24 protein-coding genes are annotated in these 17,393 nt (G+C 69.5%); 17 read left to right on the forward strand and 7 right to left on the reverse strand.

The genetic code is table 11. The features are described from left to right. Window positions 1-49: 49 nt before the first annotated feature. From L978_RS05295 to L978_RS05305, 3 genes are read right to left on the reverse strand one after another with little or no spacing between them, the layout of a single operon-like run. Window positions 50-1,429: a membrane protein gene (locus tag L978_RS05295; protein WP_047521034.1), complete on the reverse strand. Its 1,380-nt coding sequence runs from the start codon at window positions 1,427-1,429 to the stop codon at window positions 50-52. Then, window positions 1,429-2,499, reverse strand: coding sequence for an NAD-dependent epimerase/dehydratase family protein (locus L978_RS05300; RefSeq protein WP_047521036.1), 1,071 nt, complete (start codon window positions 2,497-2,499; stop codon window positions 1,429-1,431). Before L978_RS05300 ends, L978_RS05295 begins: the two co-directional genes overlap by 1 nt. Beyond that, the gene (locus L978_RS05305; RefSeq protein WP_047521038.1) at window positions 2,496-3,341 is read right to left on the reverse strand and encodes an MTAP family purine nucleoside phosphorylase; all 846 of its coding nucleotides are present in this window, start codon (window positions 3,339-3,341) and stop codon (window positions 2,496-2,498) included. Before L978_RS05305 ends, L978_RS05300 begins: the two co-directional genes overlap by 4 nt. A gap of 111 nt (window positions 3,342-3,452) precedes the next feature. On the opposite strand from L978_RS05305, the gene L978_RS19120 reads away from it, so the two are divergent. The 3 genes from L978_RS19120 to L978_RS05315 are packed head-to-tail and all read left to right on the forward strand — an operon-like array spanning window position 3,453 to window position 4,935. Continuing rightward, the gene (locus L978_RS19120; RefSeq protein WP_231554975.1) at window positions 3,453-4,085 is read left to right on the forward strand and encodes a hypothetical protein; all 633 of its coding nucleotides are present in this window, start codon (window positions 3,453-3,455) and stop codon (window positions 4,083-4,085) included. Continuing rightward, the gene (locus tag L978_RS19125) at window positions 4,082-4,684 is read left to right on the forward strand and encodes a molybdopterin-dependent oxidoreductase (RefSeq protein WP_231554976.1); all 603 of its coding nucleotides are present in this window, start codon (window positions 4,082-4,084) and stop codon (window positions 4,682-4,684) included. Before L978_RS19120 ends, L978_RS19125 begins: the two co-directional genes overlap by 4 nt. Next, on the forward strand, window positions 4,684-4,935 hold the full coding sequence (locus L978_RS05315; RefSeq protein WP_047521041.1) for a hypothetical protein: 252 nt from the start codon (window positions 4,684-4,686) through the stop codon (window positions 4,933-4,935). Before L978_RS19125 ends, L978_RS05315 begins: the two co-directional genes overlap by 1 nt. On the opposite strand, the gene L978_RS05320 is transcribed toward L978_RS05315, so the two are convergent. From L978_RS05320 to L978_RS05330, 3 genes are read right to left on the reverse strand one after another with little or no spacing between them, the layout of a single operon-like run. Next, complete coding sequence (locus L978_RS05320) at window positions 4,904-5,587, reverse strand: class I SAM-dependent methyltransferase (protein ID WP_047521043.1); 684 nt, start codon at window positions 5,585-5,587, stop codon at window positions 4,904-4,906. The two genes, L978_RS05315 and L978_RS05320, sit on opposite strands and share 32 nt — an antisense overlap. After that, entirely contained in the window at window positions 5,584-6,285 is a 702-nt protein-coding gene (locus tag L978_RS05325) for a TIGR04282 family arsenosugar biosynthesis glycosyltransferase (protein WP_052193352.1), read from the reverse strand. Before L978_RS05325 ends, L978_RS05320 begins: the two co-directional genes overlap by 4 nt. Continuing rightward, window positions 6,282-6,944, reverse strand: coding sequence for a glycosyltransferase family 2 protein (locus L978_RS05330; RefSeq protein WP_047521044.1), 663 nt, complete (start codon window positions 6,942-6,944; stop codon window positions 6,282-6,284). Before L978_RS05330 ends, L978_RS05325 begins: the two co-directional genes overlap by 4 nt. A gap of 113 nt (window positions 6,945-7,057) precedes the next feature. On the opposite strand from L978_RS05330, the gene L978_RS05335 reads away from it, so the two are divergent. The 4 genes from L978_RS05335 (at window position 7,058) to L978_RS05350 (ending at window position 10,809) form a co-directional block, all read left to right on the forward strand. Continuing rightward, on the forward strand, window positions 7,058-7,786 hold the full coding sequence (locus L978_RS05335) for a response regulator transcription factor (RefSeq protein WP_047521046.1): 729 nt from the start codon (window positions 7,058-7,060) through the stop codon (window positions 7,784-7,786). Next, entirely contained in the window at window positions 7,786-8,922 is a 1,137-nt protein-coding gene (locus tag L978_RS05340) for a sensor histidine kinase (RefSeq protein WP_047521051.1), read from the forward strand. The genes L978_RS05335 and L978_RS05340 overlap by 1 nt, the downstream gene beginning before the upstream one ends. Window positions 8,923-8,963: 41 nt before the next feature. Then, window positions 8,964-10,286, forward strand: a complete 1,323-nt coding sequence (locus L978_RS05345) for an MATE family efflux transporter (RefSeq protein ID WP_047521053.1) — start codon at window positions 8,964-8,966, stop codon at window positions 10,284-10,286. A gap of 145 nt (window positions 10,287-10,431) precedes the next feature. Then, a complete protein-coding gene (locus tag L978_RS05350; RefSeq protein ID WP_047521154.1) occupies window positions 10,432-10,809 on the forward strand; it encodes a hypothetical protein in 378 nt (125 codons plus the stop codon). 30 nt (window positions 10,810-10,839) lie between these two features. Here the strand turns inward: L978_RS05350 and L978_RS05355 are convergent, their stop codons facing one another. Next, on the reverse strand, window positions 10,840-11,517 hold the full coding sequence (locus L978_RS05355; protein ID WP_231554978.1) for a TrmH family RNA methyltransferase: 678 nt from the start codon (window positions 11,515-11,517) through the stop codon (window positions 10,840-10,842). Between the two features lie 79 nt (window positions 11,518-11,596). Between L978_RS05355 and L978_RS05360 the strand changes: the two genes are divergently transcribed. The 10 genes from L978_RS05360 (at window position 11,597) to L978_RS18880 (ending at window position 17,247) form a co-directional block, all read left to right on the forward strand. Next, window positions 11,597-12,889 carry an Nramp family divalent metal transporter gene (locus L978_RS05360; protein ID WP_052193353.1) on the forward strand — a complete coding sequence of 431 codons (1,293 nt, stop codon included), beginning with the start codon at window positions 11,597-11,599 and terminating at the stop codon, window positions 12,887-12,889. 20 nt (window positions 12,890-12,909) lie between these two features. After that, a complete protein-coding gene (locus L978_RS05365; RefSeq protein ID WP_047521057.1) occupies window positions 12,910-13,206 on the forward strand; it encodes a hypothetical protein in 297 nt (98 codons plus the stop codon). A 47-nt stretch (window positions 13,207-13,253) separates the two neighbouring features. Next, window positions 13,254-13,883 (forward strand): metal-dependent transcriptional regulator, encoded by a 630-nt coding sequence (locus L978_RS05370; protein WP_047521059.1) that lies wholly within the window; start codon window positions 13,254-13,256, stop codon window positions 13,881-13,883. A 78-nt stretch (window positions 13,884-13,961) separates the two neighbouring features. Then, the gene (locus L978_RS05375) at window positions 13,962-14,267 is read left to right on the forward strand and encodes a hypothetical protein (protein WP_047521061.1); all 306 of its coding nucleotides are present in this window, start codon (window positions 13,962-13,964) and stop codon (window positions 14,265-14,267) included. Then, window positions 14,264-14,620 carry a hypothetical protein gene (locus tag L978_RS05380; protein ID WP_047521063.1) on the forward strand — a complete coding sequence of 119 codons (357 nt, stop codon included), beginning with the start codon at window positions 14,264-14,266 and terminating at the stop codon, window positions 14,618-14,620. The genes L978_RS05375 and L978_RS05380 overlap by 4 nt, the downstream gene beginning before the upstream one ends. Window positions 14,621-14,672: 52 nt before the next feature. Further along, the gene (locus L978_RS05385; RefSeq protein WP_156118232.1) at window positions 14,673-15,296 is read left to right on the forward strand and encodes a hypothetical protein; all 624 of its coding nucleotides are present in this window, start codon (window positions 14,673-14,675) and stop codon (window positions 15,294-15,296) included. An 11-nt stretch (window positions 15,297-15,307) separates the two neighbouring features. Beyond that, the gene (locus L978_RS05390) at window positions 15,308-15,607 is read left to right on the forward strand and encodes a hypothetical protein (RefSeq protein ID WP_047521067.1); all 300 of its coding nucleotides are present in this window, start codon (window positions 15,308-15,310) and stop codon (window positions 15,605-15,607) included. Between the two features lie 81 nt (window positions 15,608-15,688). Beyond that, entirely contained in the window at window positions 15,689-16,501 is an 813-nt protein-coding gene (locus tag L978_RS05395) for an HAD-IIA family hydrolase (RefSeq protein ID WP_047521068.1), read from the forward strand. Between the two features lie 3 nt (window positions 16,502-16,504). Next, entirely contained in the window at window positions 16,505-17,083 is a 579-nt protein-coding gene (locus tag L978_RS05400; RefSeq protein WP_047521070.1) for a YdeI/OmpD-associated family protein, read from the forward strand. Then, window positions 17,080-17,247 carry a hypothetical protein gene (locus L978_RS18880; protein ID WP_165875499.1) on the forward strand — a complete coding sequence of 56 codons (168 nt, stop codon included), beginning with the start codon at window positions 17,080-17,082 and terminating at the stop codon, window positions 17,245-17,247. Before L978_RS05400 ends, L978_RS18880 begins: the two co-directional genes overlap by 4 nt. The last annotated feature ends 146 nt before the right edge of the window (window positions 17,248-17,393 follow it).

Here is a 17,393-nt window from a genome sequence, read left to right on the forward strand (position 1 = left end):
CAGCCTATGACGCCCCTCCCCCACCGCGTCGAGGCGGGCCCGTCCGCCTTCACCATCCGGTCTGCAACAGGGACTGGACGATGATCGCGGCGACGACCTGCACCGCCAGCAGCCAGCGGCGCGCCCGCTCGTCGAAGAGCGCCAGACCGATCGTGATCCAGGGCACGAACGGCAACCAGATGCGCTCCACCTCCGCCCGGCTCATGTTCGACAGATCGGCCAGGAGCACCATGAGCACCCCGGCGGCGCAGAGCAGCAGCACGATGGTGCGCGGTTCCCATCCGCGCCCTGACTCGGTTCGGAGTTCCGGAACCTGACGCCGCTCTCGTGGTCCGCGGATCGCCCACGCCCCGACTGCGGCGAAGGCCGCACCGATCGCCGGCCCCGCGCTGACCGCGAACGCGGCGATGTTCCCCCACAGCCAGTACGCGGGCGGTCGGCGCGATGCCACCCCATCCCAGTAGCGCTGCTGCAGCACCGGGAACGCCTCCCACCAGGCGAAGCCGAAGACCGCGAACGCCCCCACGACAGCGATCGCCGAGACCGCGGCGATCGGCAGCGGGATCCACGACCTCCCCGCCACCAGCACGGCGACCGCGAGCACCCCCAGCAGGGGGAGGCCGTACGAGAGCATCACGCAGTATCCGAGCAGGAGGCCGGCCCCGACCGACCACGCGATCCGCGCGACACCACCCGCACGCGTCGCGAGCGCCAACAGACAGATGCCCCACGCGGCGACAGCCATGAACATGCCGTCGCCCGAGACCGCCACCCAGATCGCCGCGGGGGTGAACACCAGGAACGGAGCCGCGCGACGGGCGAGGTCGGCCGCCCCGAGGGCCCGCAGGGTGATCAGCACCGCCACCACGGTCGTGGCACCCAGGAGCAGGACCACGAATCCGGCGGCGAGCGCGCTCCCGAGCCCCATCCGCACCAGGACGACGAAGAAGAGCAGGGCTCCCGGGGGATGGCCGGCGATGTGCACGGGCCAGTTGTCCTCATGCGCGTAGGGGATCCGCTCGATGTACTCGCGAAGCGTGGCCCCGAAGTCGTCGACCTCCCGTGCGGTCCCGAGGTACTCGTACCGGTGGTCGAGGATGGTGCCGATGCCGTCGAGCCCGTCCACCGTGGCGAGCGCGAACAGCCACAACGCGGACCCCGCGAACGCGAGCAGCAGCAGCCGCCCCCACCGGACCGAGGAGGCGAGCCGCGGACCCCAGATCACGCCGGCCACACCGAGCAGCACCGCCAGGGGCGTCCCCGGTCCGACTCTCGGCGCCCACTCCGCGTGCAGCGGCGGGAACGACTTGACGCGCACGTTCCATCCCGTGAGCGCCGGGATCAGGACCGCGGCCGCGATGAGCGCGACGGCCGCGACCGTCCCCCAGACGGCGAGACGCGGCCCCGGACGCGTCGCGGCACCCGCCATCAGACGTCCGCCCCCGTGCGAAGCGAGGCATGCGCGAACTCACGCACCCCCTCGTCGAAACCGACCTGCGGTCGCCACCCCAGCTCTCGAGCGATGCGATCCGCCGAGGCCGTGATGTGGCGCACGTCGCCCGACCGGAACTCCGCCGTCCGCACCGGCGGCGGCCCTCCGAATGCCGCGGCGAGCGCGTCGGCGAACTCCCCGATCGTGTGCGGGACCCCGGTGGCCACGTTGAACGCCCGCGTGGTCCCGCGCTCCACACGATCCGTCCACTCGAGGGCGGCGATGTTGGCGCGTGCCACATCCCGGACATGGATGAAGTCGCGTCGCTGCTGCCCGTCCTCGAACACGCGGGGGGCCTCGCCCCGCTCGAGGGCCGAACGGAAGATCGATGCCACTCCTGCGTACGGCGTGTCCCGGGGCATCCCCGGCCCGTAGACGTTGTGATAGCGCAGCAGCGCCGCCCGCCCTCCGTCATAGGCCCACGTGCGGGCCAGCAGTTCCTGTTCGAGCTTGGTCGCCGCGTAGGCGTTGCGCGGATCGCAGGGCTGCTCCTCGGGGATCGAGGTCGGTCGGAGGGGCTCCCCGGTGTGCGGCGACCGCGGCTCGAAGCGACGCGACTCCAGATCGGCCCGGCTCCGCGGTGCGGGCTGCACGAGACGATCCCCCTCCCGGTACAGCCCCTCGCCGTAGACGACCATCGACGACGCGAGGACGAGGCGTTCGATCCCGGCCTCCGCCATCGCCGAGAGCACCACCGCCGTGCCGAGCGAGTTCGAGCCCACGTAGTCGGGGGCATCGTGGATGCTGACGCCGAGTCCGACCTTCGCCGCCTGATGACAGACCGCGTCGACCCCGCTCAACGCCTGGCGCACGGCGTCACGGTCGCGCACATCGGCGGCGACGAACTCGACCTCGCTTCCCCCTTCCGGCTCGGGGGCGGAGCTGCCGTGCACGTCGGGGCGCAGGGAATCGAGGATTCGAACCCGCCAGCCCGCGGCGATCGCCTCATCGACGATCGCGGAGCCGATGAATCCGGCTCCGCCGGTCACGAGCAGAAGTCGGCTCATGCTCGTGCCCCGATCAGCGCCGCGACCACCTGGGGCGCCAGGCGCTCGGGCGGCTCGTACCCCGGAGGGATGGCGGCGATGATCGCTGCGACAGCCGCGCTCAACCGCGGCTGCGCCTGTGCCATCACGGCGAACACGCGTTCCGCGGTGGCCGAGGTGTCATCCTCCGTCTCGCCGTGCTCGGTGTCGGTGTCGGTCACGATCGCGAGGTTCACGTGCGCGAACCCGAGCTCCGCGGCGAGCGCCGCCTCGGGCAGCTGGGTCATGTTGACCAGGGCGGCTCCCATCGCGCGGTGCCAGTCGGCCTCGGCGGCCGTCGCGAACCGCGGTCCCTGCACCACGACGCTGGTCCCCGCGGGGTGCACGCGTTCCCCCTGGTCACGGAGCACCCGGAACGCGATCTCGCGCAGATCCCGGTCGTAGGGCTCCGCGAACGGCAGATGCTGCACACCGGCGATCTCGATGTCCCCGTCGAAGTAGGTGTCGGCCCTGCCGTGCGTGCGGTCGATGAGCTGATCGGTCAGCACGAAGTCACCGGGCGCGAGCGATGACGCCAGCCCACCCACCGCGTTGGTCGACAGCAGCACCCGTGCCCCGAGCCGCCGAAGCCCCCACAGCAGCGCCCTGGCGTTGACCCGGTGCGGCGGCACCCGATGCCCCTCCCCGTGCCGCGGCGCGAACGCCACCGCGCGTCCGTGCAGCCGGCCGACGACGATCTCGGGAACGACTCCCCACGGTGAGTCCGACGCGGGAAGGACTCGTCTGTCCCCGAGGTCGAGCGCTTCGAAACCCGATCCTCCGATCACGGCGAACTCGATCCGGCCCGGCTGCGCGTCAGTCATGCTCCCAGCGTGCCCGCGGAGTCGGCATACCGGCACCCCATTTCCTTACACCCCGATGACAGGTTCCCGATCCGCCCGCGTCCGGGCACGCCCGGTCCGCATACTGAGGACATGCGCGACGACCACTCGACCGGTTCGGTGACCGAACGGCTCTCCGTCGCGCTCCAGGATCGGTCGGAACGTGCGCAGCGAGCCCTGGGCTCCCCCCTGCGCACGACGCGGATGGCCGTCGTCATCGGCAGACTGCTCGGTCTCGCCTTCCTCGTGTGCTTCGTCACCGGTCTGTACAGCCACCTGCAGCAGGATCCGCTGCCCTGGCTGACGCTGCCGACGCGCCCGATCCACCTCTATGCCTGGAATCAGGGGATCCACGTCGTCGCGGGGTCGATGCTCATCCCGCTGCTCCTGGCGAAGCTGTGGATCGTGTTCCCGAACCTCTTCGCCTGGCCTCCGGTACGCAGCTTCCCGCATCTGCTGGAGCGCCTGAGCCTGGCGGTGCTGGTGGCTGCCGCGCTGATGGAACCGATCACCGGGGTGCTCAACACCCTGCAGTGGTATCCGTGGGACTTCTCCTTCCGCCGCACGCACTTCGCGCTGGCCTGGGTCCTCATCGGGGCGATGGCCGTGCACATCGCGGTGCACCTCCCCGCGATCGTCACCGCCTGGCGCGCAGACCCGGACGATGACGACGCCCCCTCCGATTCCGATGCCCCCTCCGATTCCGAAGGGACGGCGACGCGATGACCGCGCCCCTCTCCCGCCGCCGCTTCCTCACCGGGGTCGGCGGCGCCTCCGCACTGTTCGGCGCCGCGGCGCTCGCCCACGCGGTCGCCCCCATCGGCCCGTTCAGCCTGCGGGAGCCCCGCACCCGCGCCGACAGCCCCCAGGATCTGCCCGTCAACCGTTCCGCGCGGCAGGCCGATGTGACGGCGCTCGCCCTCGACCCGGAATGGACGCTGACGGTCGTCGGCGGCGGGATGACCCGCGTCTTCACGACCGCCGGGCTCGAAGGCCTGCCGCAGCGCACGGTCCGGCTCCCGATCGCCTGCGTCGAGGGGTGGACCGTCGACGCGACGTGGACGGGCGTGCGCCTGCGGGATCTCCTCACCATCGTCGACGCACCGGAAGACGCCACGATCCGCTTCCGCAGCCTGCAGCAGCGCGGCGCGTTCCGGGCGACCACGATGCCGCCTCAGTATGTCGGCGACCCACTCACGCTGGTCGCCCTGCAGCTCAACGGGGAGCGCCTCGACCTCGACCACGGCTATCCGGCGCGCGTCATCGCCCCCGGGCGGCCCGGCGTGCTGCAGACCAAGTGGCTGTCCTCGATCGAGGTGGTCTGATGAGGGCCGGCAGAATCGCGCTCGCAGCCGTCGGGGTCGCCCTGCTGCTGTGGGGAGCCTGGCTGATGCTCTCCGCACAGGACTTCGCTCAGCTGTTCAGCGTCGCCGTCTGGCTGCTCGCCGTCGTCGTCGTGCATGACGGCCTTCTCACCGTGGTCAGCGCCGTGCGCCATCGCCTGCGGCCTCGGACCGCGACGGCGGCACCCCGCGGACCGGCCGTCACTCGCGACACGGATCCGGCAGACGGGTGAGGCTCACGAAGGCCCTCCCCGACAGCGTCCACGTCTCGATGATCTGCAACCCCGTCCCGTGCACCCGATCGCGGAGTGCGGTCGCTCCGATCTCGTACCACGGGAAGGGCGAGCTCGACCGGCCGTCGATGTCGACGACGGTCGCCTGATACCCCCGGTCCCGCGTCGGGTGCGGATCGACTTCGACGATCACACGTCCCCCCGGACCGACGATCTGCCCGCACCGGGCGAGCAGTGCGTCCGGCTCGCCCCCGATGCCGATGTTCCCGTCCAGGAGCAGCAGCGTGCCCCAGGAGCCCTCCTGCGGCAGCGGATCGAACACGGAACGCTGCAGCGCGGGCAGGCCCTGCTGCCTGGCGTGCTCGACGGCGGACATCGCGACGTCGACCCCCAGCCCGAGGTGTCCGGCCACGATCGCGGCGTGGAGTATCCGCCCCGGCCCGCATCCGACATCGAGCACGGGCCCTCGGATCCGGGCGATCACCGAGTCGTCGGCAGCGTCCGCGGCGGCGAGGAAACGACCGACCTCGACCCGATGCTCGGTTCCCTCCCCGAGTTCGATCAGGCGCAGCATCCCTCCCCCGTTGCGCAGGGCGAAGTCGTAGGGCGCATCGCCTCCGGCGCCGAAGTGCGCGGCGGTCGCGTTGCTCATCCTCGCCCGTTCCCTTCGCCCGCGCGGCCGACGGCAGCCGTGGCCTCGAGGACACCCGAGAAGCGGGGAAGCAGGCCGGCGAGATGCCCCTGCGGAGACAGAACGGCCGCGACCTCCCGCAGCGAGGCGAGATCGTCGATGTCCGTGAGAGGAGGGGCGTCGCGCACGCGGAGCCACATCCGCACCAGGCGTCGACGCTGATGCACCCCGGTGTCCGACACCGACATCGGCACACCGCGGACGAGGTCCCCGCGCGAGCACGAACCCAACCGTCCGGGGCGAAGATCGTCGATCCCGAGGAGCCAGAAGCCTCCGTCGGTCGCCGGTCCGATCCAGGCGTCGACGTCTTCCGGCCAGTCATCGGCGAGTGCGCGCAGCAGCATCGGATCCAGCTGAGGGGTGTCCATGCCGACCAGGAGCACCCTCCCGGGAACGGAGTCCAGCGCTGCGCCGATCCGCTCGTCCAGCCCGCCCGAGACCTGGGAGATGACCCGGAAGCCCGCGGGAACGGATACGTCTCCCTGCGCGCAGACGACGACCGGGAGCCCGGTCGCCCCCACTGCGTCGAGGGTGTCGGCGAGGCTCGCCTGTGCGATGTCCGCCGCCTCCTCCAGCGTGAAGGGCGGATGCAGCCGGGTCTTGACCTTTCCCGGCAGACACTCCTTCGCCATCACGATGATCGTCGTCTCGGCGCTCATGCGAGCCTCCTCAACGTCCGGTGCATATCCGACACCGCGATCAGGGTGCCCCGGACCGTTCCGGTGACCTTCGACCGGCCGGTCCGCGGGCGGTAGGAGACATCGGTCTCGCCGATGCGCAGCCCCTTCCGCCAGGCACGCAGCAGGAGTTCGAGGGGATAGCCGCTGCGTCGATCCTCCATCCCGAGGTCGAGGAGCATCTCGCGACGCCCGGCCCGGAACGGACCGAGATCGTGCATCGAGAGCCCGGTGCGCCGACGCACCATCGACAGCAGCACCGTGTTCGCGAATCGCGCATGGATCGGCCACGCCCCTCGCCCACCGACCCGGCGACGCCCGAACATGAGGTCGCTCTCACCTCGATGCACGGGGCCCGCGAGCCGATCGAGCTCGGTCAGGTCGAACGATCCGTCGGCGTCGCAGAAGGCGACGACGGGTGCCGTGGCCGCACGCAGTCCGGCATGCACGGCAGAGCCGTACCCGCGCCGTGGCTCCTGGATCACCAGCGCTCCGAGACGACGCGCGATCTCCGCCGACCCGTCGGTGGAGCCGTTGTCGACGACGATCGCCCGCGCACCGGAGGGAAGGGCAGCCAGCACCCCGGGCAGCGCCTCCGCCTCATTCAGACAGGGGAAGACGACGTCGGTGGGAAAGGCCATATCGCGACGCTAGAGAAGATGTCCCCCCGGCGACATCCGTCAACTCTTACGAACCGAGGAAGGTTGCCCTCCGAGCGGGTGACGGGGAGGACCTCCGAACCTACGATGAGAGCATGTCCGCGCCGTCCGTTCCGCCTCCGCACCTCGCGGAACTCGCCGACCGCCGGGTGCTCGTGATCGAGGACGATGCGACGGTGAGCGAGGTCGTCCAGGCGTATCTGCGCGCCGCGGGGTACCTCGTCGATCACGCCACCGACAGCTTCACCGGTCTGGCATCGGCCGCGGCGAGCGCTCCCGACCTGATCGTGCTCGACCGGATGCTCCCCGGAATCGACGGCGCCGAGGTGTGCCGGCGGATCCGGGCCGCCTCGGACGTCCCGATCATCATGCTCACGGCCCTCGGTTCGGAGGAGGACCGCATCGACGGTCTGGAAGCCGGTGCCGATGACTACGTGGTCAAGCCCTTCTCCCCCCGGGAACTGGTCCTCCGCGTGAACTCGGTGCTGCGCCGGAGCCTTCCCGAATTCGCGCGGGAGGCTCCGTTCGACCTCGGTCCCTTCCACCTCGATCCCTCGGCCAGGATCGTCACCCGGGACGGCGTGCCGCTCGAGCTGTCGGTGCGCGAGTTCGAACTGTTCGCGTTCTTCCTCAAGCACCCGCGGCAGACGTTCGATCGACCCACGCTGCTGCGTCGGGTCTGGGGATGGGAGATCGGAGACCTCTCGACGGTCACGGTCACCACCCGGCGACTTCGGGAGAAGATCGAAGACGACCCCGGATCCCCCACGGTTCTCGTGACGGTGTGGGGCGTGGGGTACCGCCTCGAATGGGAGGACCGCTGATGCCGTTCGCCGATGTCGTCACGATCGCAGCCATCGCTCTCGGATGGGCTCTCCTCGTCGGAGGGGCCGGCCTGCTCGCGCTGTGGCTGCTGCGCCGGCGCTCACTGATGCTGCAACTGTGCATCGTGATCCTCGCCGTGGTGCTGTCCTTCGCCGCCGGGGTGCTCGCGGTCGCCGAGGCGATGTACATCTCTCCCCACGACCTTCTCGTCGTGGTCGTGGTGACCGCCATCTCCGCCGTCGTCGCGGTCGCCGTCGCCGTGCTGCTCGCGGCCCGGCTCGTCCGCGACGCCCGCTCGTTGCAGAGGCTGACGCATTCGGTCGGTGAGGGAGAACTGCTCGAGGACACGGGCGCCCTCCCCGTGAACACGGAGTTCGCCCGCGTGGCCGCCGAACTCGTCTCGACCAGTGAACGGCTCGCGGCGGCACGCGAGGAGGTGCAGCTCCTCGATCGCTCCCGGCGCGAGCTGATCGCGTGGATCTCGCACGACCTGCGCAGTCCCCTCGCCGGGCTGCGGGCGATGACGGAAGCACTGGATGACGGCCTGGCCGAGGACCCTGCCCGCTTCCATCGTCAGATGCGCCGCCAGGTCGACCACATGAGCGACCTCGTCGACAACCTGTTCGAGGTCTCGAAGATCTCGTCCGGCACCCTGACCCTCCGTCTCGAACCGATGTCCCTGCACGATCTGGTCAGCGACGCGGTCGCCGAGCTGGCGCCGGTCGCCCGGGCGAAGGACGTGGCACTCGTCGAGCTGACCAGCCCGGATCACACCGTCGTCGGTGACGCGCGCGAGCTCGCCCGCGTGATGACCAATCTGCTCGCCAACGCGATCGAGCACACACCGGCCGGAGGGACGATCCGCATCAGGACCAGCCGCGAAGACGACGCGATGGTGCTCTCGGTTCAGGACACCGGCTCGGGCATCGCCCACGAGAACCTGACGAGCGTCTTCGAACCGGGGTGGCGGGGCACCGACGCGCGAACGCCCGGCACGAGCGTCCACGGCACGAGCGGTGCCGGTCTCGGGCTCGCGATCGCGCGCGGCATCGTCGAGGCGCACAACGGGGTGATCAGCGCGCACAACGCCGACGGCGGGTCGCGGTTCGACATCCGCTTGCCCGTGGGCGCCTGAGTCGGGCGGACGAGGTCCGTGCCAGGTCATAGGCTCGGAGGATGACCGCGCGCACCTCCCTCAACCGAGAGATCCTGCGCCTGGCCGTTCCTGCTCTCGGCGCGCTGGTCGCGGAGCCGGCCTTCCTGATCGTCGATGCCGCGCTGGTCGGGCACCTCGGCACGACTCCGCTCGCCGGGCTCGGCATCGCCGCGGCCGTGCTGCAGACCATCGTCGGACTCATGGTCTTCCTGGCCTACTCGACCACGCCGGCGGTGGCGCGTCGCTTCGGCGCAGGTCAGCCGGGTGAGGCCGTGTCGGTCGGCATCAACGGGATGTGGCTCGCCCTCGGACTGGGAGCCGTCCTCGCGGTGATCGGCGCCGTCTCCTCGCCCTGGCTCGTATCGCTCTTCGGCGCGAGCGAGGCCGTCGCCGCACAGGCCAACGAATACCTCGTGATCTCGATGTGGGGTCTCCCCGCGATGCTGATCGTGTTCGCGGCGACCGGGTTGCTCCGGGGCATGCAGAACACCATGACGCCGCTCTGGATCGCAGGGCTCGGCTTCGGCGCGAACGCCCTGCTGAACTGGCTGTTCATCTACGGACTCGGCTGGGGCATCGCGGGCTCGGCCGCCGGAACCGTGACCGCGCAGTGGGGGATGGTGGCCGCCTATGCCCTGGTGGTCCGCCACCTGGCCACGCGCCACAGCGCCTCGCTCCGCGCGCAGCGCGCCGGCATCCGCAGCACGGCCACGTCGGGCGGCTGGTTGTTCCTGCGCACCGTGAGCCTGCGTGTCGCGCTGCTCGCGACGGTGGGGATCGCGACCGGGATCGGGACCGATGAACTGGCCGGGTGGCAGATCGTGTTCACGATCTTCTCGGCTGCGGCCTTCGCTCTCGACGCACTCGCGATCGCCGCGCAGGCGTTGATCGGCAAGGAACTCGGTGCCGGCGACGAGCGACAGGTGCACCGGGTGCTGGCACGGACGGTGGCGTGGGGTGCGTGGTTCGGCGTGGTCGTCGGCGGGCTGATCGCCGCTCTCTCCGGGGTGCTCGGCATCGTGTTCACCGGCGACGCCGAGGTCGCCGCTCTCGTGCAGCCGGCGCTGCTCGTGCTCGCCGTCGCCCAGCCCATCGCCGGTGTCGTCTTCGTGCTCGACGGGGTGCTCATGGGCGCGAATGATGCGCGGTACCTCGCGATCGCCGGTGGCGTGAACCTCGTGCCGTTCCTGCCGACACTGTGGATCATCTCCGCGGTCGGCGTCGACGGATCCGCGGGCCTCGTCTGGCTGGCCGTGGCTTTCTTCGGCGTCTATCTGCTCGCCCGGCTCGGCACCCTCGGCTGGCGCGTGCGCTCAGGGCGCTGGCTCACCGCGTCGGCGTGATCCCGGGTGCGGGCTCCGCGTCCGAGCTGACTGCACAGACTTCCGCGAGAACGACTTCTCCACAATCGCTGAGTTCCCCGGAATACTAGGCCTCCGTTCCCTGGCGCCTCGACGATCATCGAGGAACAATGAGGGGATGCTGGGGATGACGGAACCACAGGTCTGGACACTGATCGGTGTCTTCGCCGCAGCCATGTTCGGAACGCTCACGCTCATGTCGACGATGTTCCTGCGAACGATGCAGAACGGCTTCGACGGCGTGCGCACCGAGCTGAAGAACGAGTTCGCCAGCGTACGGACGGAGTTCAGGAACGAGTTCGCCAGCGTACGGACCGAGTTCAGGAACGAGTTCGCCAGCGTACGGACCGAGTTCAGGAACGAGTTCGCCAGCGTGCGCACCGAGTCGGGCAGCGAGTTCAGCGGCGTGCGCACCGAGATCCGGGCCATCCACGAGCGCATCGATCACCTCGACCGGGACGTCAGCGCGATCTATCGCCACATCTTCGGCATCGACCGCGGCTGACGACTGCTCCACGGTCGTCGTCTCGACGGCTCAGCCGGCGTAACGGCGGCACCACTCGTACATGATCACGGCCGCCGCAGCGCTGGCGTTGATGGAGCGCGTCGAGCCGTACTGGGTGATCTCGATGTGCGCGGAGGCCGCGGCGAGCGCTTCGCTGGACAATCCGGGCCCCTCCTGACCGAAGAGCAGGACGCAGCGGAGCGGGAGATCTGCCTTGTCGACGGGGACGGCACCGTCGACGTTGTCGACCGCGATGATCGGAAGCCCTTCGGCCGCAGCCCACGCCGCGAAGGTCTCGACGTCTTCGTGGTGCACGACGTGCTGGTAGCGATCGGTCACCATCGCCCCGCGCTTGTTCCACCGTCGGCGACCGATGATGTGCACGGTTTCGGCGAGGAAGGCATTGGCGCTGCGCACGATCGACCCGATGTTCATGTCGTGCTGCCAGTTCTCGATGGCGACGTGGAACGGATGCCGCTGGGTGTCGAGGTCGGCCACGATCGCCTCCATCCGCCAGTAGCGGTAGCGGTCGATCACGTTGCGGGTGTCGCCCTCGGCCAAGAGGACGGGGTCGTACTGCTCCCCCTCGGGCCAGGCCTCCGCACCGCCCGGCCAGGGCCCGACGCCGTAGCCGGGTTGGCCGATGGAGCCCGTCGCCGCGGCCGCCGAAAGGTCCGGTGTCGTGCGGTCCGCCGAGGCATCATCCATCCCGCCAGGCTATCGCCGCCTCTGCGGAGCCGGCACCGAGGACTTTTAGGCGTACCGAAAAATACGCTACGGTTTCGGTGTGCCTAAAAATTCTGTGCTTCCGGGAACCACGAAGGATCTGACCCCGGCGACCGCGCCCCGCGGGCTGTGGCTGCTCGGACCCGCCCTCGTCGCCGGGGTCGCCTACCTCGACCCGGGAAACGTCGCGAGCAACATGACGGCGGGCGCCCAGTACGGCTACCTGCTGGTCTGGGTCGTCGTCGCCGGCAACGTCATGGCCTGGCTCATCCAGTACCTCTCCGCGAAACTGGGTGTCGTCACGGGGCAGAGCCTTCCCGAGGTGCTGGGCACACGCCTGCGCCGCCCGTGGGCACGCCGGGCGTACTGGGTGCAGGCCGAACTCGTCGCGATGGCCACCGATCTCGCGGAGATCATCGGCGGGGCGGTCGCCCTGAACCTGCTCTTCGACGTGCCCCTGCTGCTCGGCGGCCTGATCACGGGCGCCGTCTCGATGATCCTCCTCACGGTGCAGAACCGTCGCGGCGCACGTCCGTTCGAGTTCGTGATCATCGGACTGATGGCCATCATCACGATCGGCTTCGTCGCCGGTGTGTTCGTGGCTCCGCCGGATCCGGCAGGGATCCTGGGCGGCATGGTGCCGCGCTTCGAGGACACCGGATCGGTGCTGCTGGCAGCCTCGATCCTCGGGGCGACGATCATGCCGCACGCGATCTACGCACACTCCTCCCTCGCCCGCGACCGTTTCGGGGCGACGACCGCGCACGCCGGCGACGAAGCCGTGCGCACCGAGAGCTCGCGCATCCGTCGGCTCCTCACCGCCACCCGCTGGGACGTCTCGGTCGCGATGGTGATCGCAGGTTCGGTCAACCTCTGCATCCTCCTGCTCGCCGCCGCGAACCTGGCGGGGGTCGAAGGCACCGACTCGCTCGAGGGGGCGCACGCCGCCCTCGCCGCCGGCCTCGGACCGGTCGTGGCCACGTTCTTCGCGGTCGGCCTGCTCGCTTCCGGTCTCGCCTCGACGTCGGTCGGCGCCTACGCGGGAGCCGAGATCATGCACGGCCTGCTGCACGTGCGCGTCCCCCTGCTCGCACGGCGGCTGGTGACGCTGATCCCCGCTCTCGTGATCCTCGGGATCGGTTTCGATCCGACGCTCGCCCTCGTCCTCAGTCAGGTGGTGCTGTCCTTCGGGATCCCGTTCGCCCTGATTCCGCTGGTCGTGCTCACGGCACAGCGACGGACCCTCGGCGCCTGGGTCAATCGACGGTGGACGACAGCAGCCGGCATCGTGGCCTCGGTGCTGCTGATCGCACTGAACGGCGCTCTGCTCTGGCTGGTGCTGACGGGAGCCTGAGCCCGGATAGGCTCGGAGGCATGTCTGCCGAGAGCGCTCGCCGCACCGTCCGCATCCTCACCTGGACCGGCTTCGCGACCGGCATCATCGGTGGGCTGCTGATCGCCTTCCCGAAGGTCATCGGGCCCGCCAGCCCCTGGGTGCAGCTGGCCCTCGGCGTGGCCACCCTCGTGCTGGCGTTCCGTGCCCGCAAGGTCGGCATCGACGAGGTCGAGGGGTTCGACGGCCGGCTCTCGCTGGCCGCCGCCCTCCTCGGATTCCTCGTCCTGTTCTTCGCGGGTCAGGCGGCGTTCATCTTCCTGAGCACCCTGGGCTGACCCCCGTCGCTGCCTGGGCGCGGGAGAGCACCGCGTAGGCTGGTCGGGTGGCCTCCCCCGCAGCTGACGACTATCTGAAGACCGTCTACGCGCACACCGAGTGGCAGGATGCGCCGATCACCCCGTCGGTGCTCGCCGCGAAGCTCGGCATCGCCCCCTCGTCGGTCACCGAGATGGTCAAGAAGCTCGCCGCCGCGGGGCTCGTCTCGCACGTGCCCTACGGCGCGGTGCGGCTGACGGAGGCCGGCACGGCCCGCGCCCTCGCGATGGTGCGCCGACACCGGCTGGTCGAGACCTGGCTGGTGCAGGAGTTCGACTACGGTTGGGACGAGGTGCACGACGAGGCCGAGGTGCTCGAACACACCATCAGCGACCGACTGCTGGAAGGCATCGACGCCCGCCTGGGGCGCCCCCGCTTCGACCCGCACGGCGATGCGATCCCCGATGCCGACGGGCACGTGGAGCGGGTGCCGTTCGTGCTGCTGGCCGATGCCGCGGTCGGACACACAGGACGCGTGCTGCGGGTGAGCGACCAGGATCCGGAAGTGCTCCGCGCCGTGGAGGCCGCGGGCATCGCGGTCGGCGTCGAGGTCACCGTGACCACCGCCGGTGTGTCCGTCGACGGTACCGACGCCGAGGTCGCGCACGCCGCGGACGTGATCTGGCTCACCGCCTGAACCGATATGAAGCAGCGCCCGGATCGTAGGAGGTCGCTGCCGAACTCCTAGTGTGGAAACCGACCGGGGGGTTGGTTCGTGTCACAGGATTTCCACGTCACGCAGTTGGTGCTGTCAACGCAGCGCACGGAGCTCGAGGTGTCGGCGCGGGACCTCGAAGCGAAGATGAGCACCGCGCACGCCGCTGACACCGGCGTGCAGGCGCCGGTCGGCCGTACGTCGCTGCGTGACGCACTGGAGGGCGCCATCGGGGAGACGCATGCGCTGGTACAGATCGGCCAGGATGACGTGCAGAAGATAACGGGCCGACTCCTGATGCTGGAGACGCAGACCACCGGCCTCGACCTGCGCCTCGGCGCCGGCTGGGAAGACCTTCCGCTGTGACCGCTTCCCCCAAGGGCTACCCGTTCGAGCGCATCGACTACGACGTGGGACAACTGAACAGTCTCCATGGACATCTCGAGGATGCCGCCGCCGAGGTCGCGGCGATGCAGCTCGTGCTGCGCAACGTGACCGACAACCTCGAAGGACGCGGGCAGGCGCTCGACCAGGCGAAGGCCATGGCGGGCGACGTCGCCGCTGCGTTCGCGTCTCCGGCCGCGCGCATCTCGGAGGCGAACCTGCCGATCGGCGCGGTCGTGAACGACGGCGGCTACTTGCAGGACGGCAGCGAATCCTTCGCGAACATCGCCAACATCATCAACTATGGTGAGCCGTTGACGACGGACGATCGGTGATCACGTGAAAACGATCTTGAGAAGCAGACGACGTGCGAGTGCAGTGCTCGCAGTGACGGGAGTGATCGTCATGACCGGATGCACGGTGAACGGACCCGCCCCCCAGGGGCAGGCGCTGTTCGACGAGGCCGAGGAGAACTATCTCCGCTATCGCGGGTTCGTGAACGAGCTGCAGACGACGCTCGCCGATGAGGACTGGACGATCGGCCAGCTCGGCGTCTACGGCATGCAGCCGGTCGAATGCGACGGCGACGACCAGTACCGGTTCGACCTGAACCGCAGCATCCAGTTAGACGGATCCCAGCGCGAGGCCTATGCCAAGACCGTCGAAGAGTTCCTCACGGACAACGACATGACCCCCCAACGGCGCGTGCTCGGCGAAAACGACCAAGAAGGACAGCTCATCCAGGTCACAGTGCGCGACGAGGGCGACTTCTCACAGCTGCTCATCGAAATCAGAAAGGACGGACGGGTCAGGATCGCCGCGGAAACCGTGTGCTGGCCCGGAAACGCCTTCGACCTCTCCGACATGCTCTTCGGCGACATCTACTTCCTCGGCGACTACCTGCCGTCGGATGTCGAGTCCCCGACCGATCCGCTGTTCTTCGGCATCACCCCCGGTGACCCGCAGTTCGCCACCGAGACCCCTGCTCCAACCGAGACCCCCAGCCCCTAGAAGATACCAACGTGAGCCTTGCAACGCTTCAGCGCAATCGGCGCCCCTGGCGGGTCGGGCTCTGGGCAGTCAGCAGCGGCGTCGCGTTCTTGCTGGGGAGCGGAATCTTCGCCTACATCATCTATATGGCCCCGTACATCAGCCCGGTTCTCGAGATATTGATGTACGTCCCCTACCTCATCGCGGCGACGTTCACCTCCCTTTTGGTGAGGAATATCGACCGTTCGAAGCCGTGGGCAACAGTGGTCGGGTTTGTCGGGGTGACACTCTGGATTGCACACGGCTTGGTCGTGTTCACCCTCTTCCACTGACACGCACTCTCGGCCTGTTGACCGAGCCCGGGAGAAACAGCAAAACAGGGGTAGATCACCCTCGCCCTCTAGGCTGTGCACATGGCACAACGTGACGACATCGAATGCTGGCTCACCGATATGGACGGTGTGCTCGTCCATGAGAACGACGCCATTCCCGGGGCGTCCGAACTGCTCGCCGGGTGGGAGAGCGCAGGCATCCCGTACCTGGTGCTCACCAACAACTCGATCTTCACCGCGCGCGACCTGTCGGCACGCCTCCGCATCAGCGGACTGCACGTGCCCGAGGAACGCATCTGGACCTCGGCCCTCGCCACCGCCGACTTCCTGAAGCAGCAGCTGCCCGGTGGCTCGGCGTTCGTGATCGGCGAGGCCGGCATCCTCACCGCCCTGCACGACGCCGGCTTCATCATGACCGAGACGAACCCCGACTTCGTGGTCGTCGGCGAGACGCGCAACTACTCGTTCGAGGCGATCACGAAGGCGATCCGCCTCATCATCGGCGGCGCGCGGTTCATCGTCACGAACCCGGATGCCACGGGTCCGAGCACCGACGGACCGCTCCCGGCCACCGGTGCGATCGCGGCCCTCATCACCAAGGCCACCGGCAAGGAGCCCTACGTGGTCGGCAAGCCGAACCCGATGATGTTCCGGTCGGCGCTGAACAAGATCGGCGCGCACTCGAAGCGCACCGGCATGATCGGCGACCGGATGGACACCGACGTCGTGGCCGGCATCGAGGCGGGCCTGCACACCGTCCTGGTCCTCACCGGGATCAGCGACCAGGCCGAGGTCGAGAAGTACCCGTTCCGCCCCGATGAGATCGTGCAGTCCGTGGCCGACCTGCTGCCGCGGATCACCGAGACGATCCCGACGGTGAAGACGAAGAAGTAGCCCATGGGCGCACTGGAAGACGGCGAGCGGATTCGGGCGGCCGATGCGGTCGCCTGGCGCACCTGGCTCCAGGAGAACCACGAGCGGACCACGGGCGTCTGGCTGTTGAGCGTGCGGGGTGCCGCCGACGGTGTCGAGTACGAGGACGCCGTGCGGCATGCGCTCTGCTTCGGATGGATCGACGGCCCGGTGCGCGTGTTCGGCGAGGGAACGGACGAGCGCGCCGTCGGACAGTGGTTCTCGCCTCGCCGCCCCGGCAGCGGATGGGCGGCGACGAACAAGGCTCGGATCGCGGAACTCGAGGCGGAGGGACTGCTCGCCCCGGCCGGGATCCGTGTGCTGGAGACGGCGAAGGCGAACGGCTCCTGGACCGTGCTCGACGGCCCCGAGGCCGGGATCGAGCCGGACGAGTTCGCCGCCGCCCTCGATGCCGTCCCCGCTGCGCGCGAGAACTGGGACGCGTTCCCGAAGTCGGTGAAGAAGTTCGGTCTCACGCACATCGCGATGGCCAAGCGCCCGGAGACCCGGTCGGCCCGCATCGCCAAGATCGTGGCGGATGCCGCGGAGGGGAAACGACCATGAACCAGAACGATCTGCTGTTCCTCGTGGTCTTCCTGATCCTGCTCAGCTCACTGACCGTGTTCATCGTGCAGTTCGTGCGCTCCCGCCGTGGTCGCGGCGGCTCGGACGACGGCCGCGCGGGCTGGTGGGAAGGCCCCTGGGACGACGACGACCGCAAGCGCTGAGCCCGCGGTCGTCGAGGCCCGCCCGTCTGCCGCCCCGCCCGTGTGCCGTCCGGAGCAGATGTCGGGAGATTTCACGGATGTCGGGCGGATGAAGGGCATTCGCTCGACATCCGCCCATCCTCCCGACATGTGAACCGACGACAGGC

This window comes from Microbacterium sp. ZOR0019 (assembly GCF_000800925.1).
Classification (GTDB): Bacteria; Actinomycetota; Actinomycetes; order Actinomycetales; family Microbacteriaceae; genus Microbacterium; species Microbacterium aurugineum.

Excerpts from the sequence above, each read along its gene's own strand:
- L978_RS05295 (WP_047521034.1), bottom strand. The coding sequence starts at position 1,429 with ATGGCGGGTGCCGCGACGCGTCCGGGGCCGCGTCTCGCCGTCTGGGGG.
- L978_RS05300 (WP_047521036.1), bottom strand. The coding sequence starts at position 2,499 with ATGAGCCGACTTCTGCTCGTGACCGGCGGAGCCGGATTCATCGGCTCC.
- L978_RS05305 (WP_047521038.1), bottom strand. The coding sequence starts at position 3,341 with ATGACTGACGCGCAGCCGGGCCGGATCGAGTTCGCCGTGATCGGAGGA.
- L978_RS19120 (WP_231554975.1), top strand. The coding sequence starts at position 3,453 with ATGCGCGACGACCACTCGACCGGTTCGGTGACCGAACGGCTCTCCGTC.
- L978_RS19125 (WP_231554976.1), top strand. The coding sequence starts at position 4,082 with ATGACCGCGCCCCTCTCCCGCCGCCGCTTCCTCACCGGGGTCGGCGGC.
- L978_RS05315 (WP_047521041.1), top strand. The coding sequence starts at position 4,684 with ATGAGGGCCGGCAGAATCGCGCTCGCAGCCGTCGGGGTCGCCCTGCTG.
- L978_RS05320 (WP_047521043.1), bottom strand. The coding sequence starts at position 5,587 with ATGAGCAACGCGACCGCCGCGCACTTCGGCGCCGGAGGCGATGCGCCC.
- L978_RS05325 (WP_052193352.1), bottom strand. The coding sequence starts at position 6,285 with ATGAGCGCCGAGACGACGATCATCGTGATGGCGAAGGAGTGTCTGCCG.
- L978_RS05330 (WP_047521044.1), bottom strand. The coding sequence starts at position 6,944 with ATGGCCTTTCCCACCGACGTCGTCTTCCCCTGTCTGAATGAGGCGGAG.
- L978_RS05335 (WP_047521046.1), top strand. The coding sequence starts at position 7,058 with ATGTCCGCGCCGTCCGTTCCGCCTCCGCACCTCGCGGAACTCGCCGAC.
- L978_RS05340 (WP_047521051.1), top strand. The coding sequence starts at position 7,786 with ATGCCGTTCGCCGATGTCGTCACGATCGCAGCCATCGCTCTCGGATGG.
- L978_RS05345 (WP_047521053.1), top strand. The coding sequence starts at position 8,964 with ATGACCGCGCGCACCTCCCTCAACCGAGAGATCCTGCGCCTGGCCGTT.
- L978_RS05350 (WP_047521154.1), top strand. The coding sequence starts at position 10,432 with ATGACGGAACCACAGGTCTGGACACTGATCGGTGTCTTCGCCGCAGCC.
- L978_RS05355 (WP_231554978.1), bottom strand. The coding sequence starts at position 11,517 with ATGGATGATGCCTCGGCGGACCGCACGACACCGGACCTTTCGGCGGCC.
- L978_RS05365 (WP_047521057.1), top strand. The coding sequence starts at position 12,910 with ATGTCTGCCGAGAGCGCTCGCCGCACCGTCCGCATCCTCACCTGGACC.
- L978_RS05395 (WP_047521068.1), top strand. The coding sequence starts at position 15,689 with ATGGCACAACGTGACGACATCGAATGCTGGCTCACCGATATGGACGGT.
- L978_RS05400 (WP_047521070.1), top strand. The coding sequence starts at position 16,505 with ATGGGCGCACTGGAAGACGGCGAGCGGATTCGGGCGGCCGATGCGGTC.
- L978_RS18880 (WP_165875499.1), top strand. The coding sequence starts at position 17,080 with ATGAACCAGAACGATCTGCTGTTCCTCGTGGTCTTCCTGATCCTGCTC.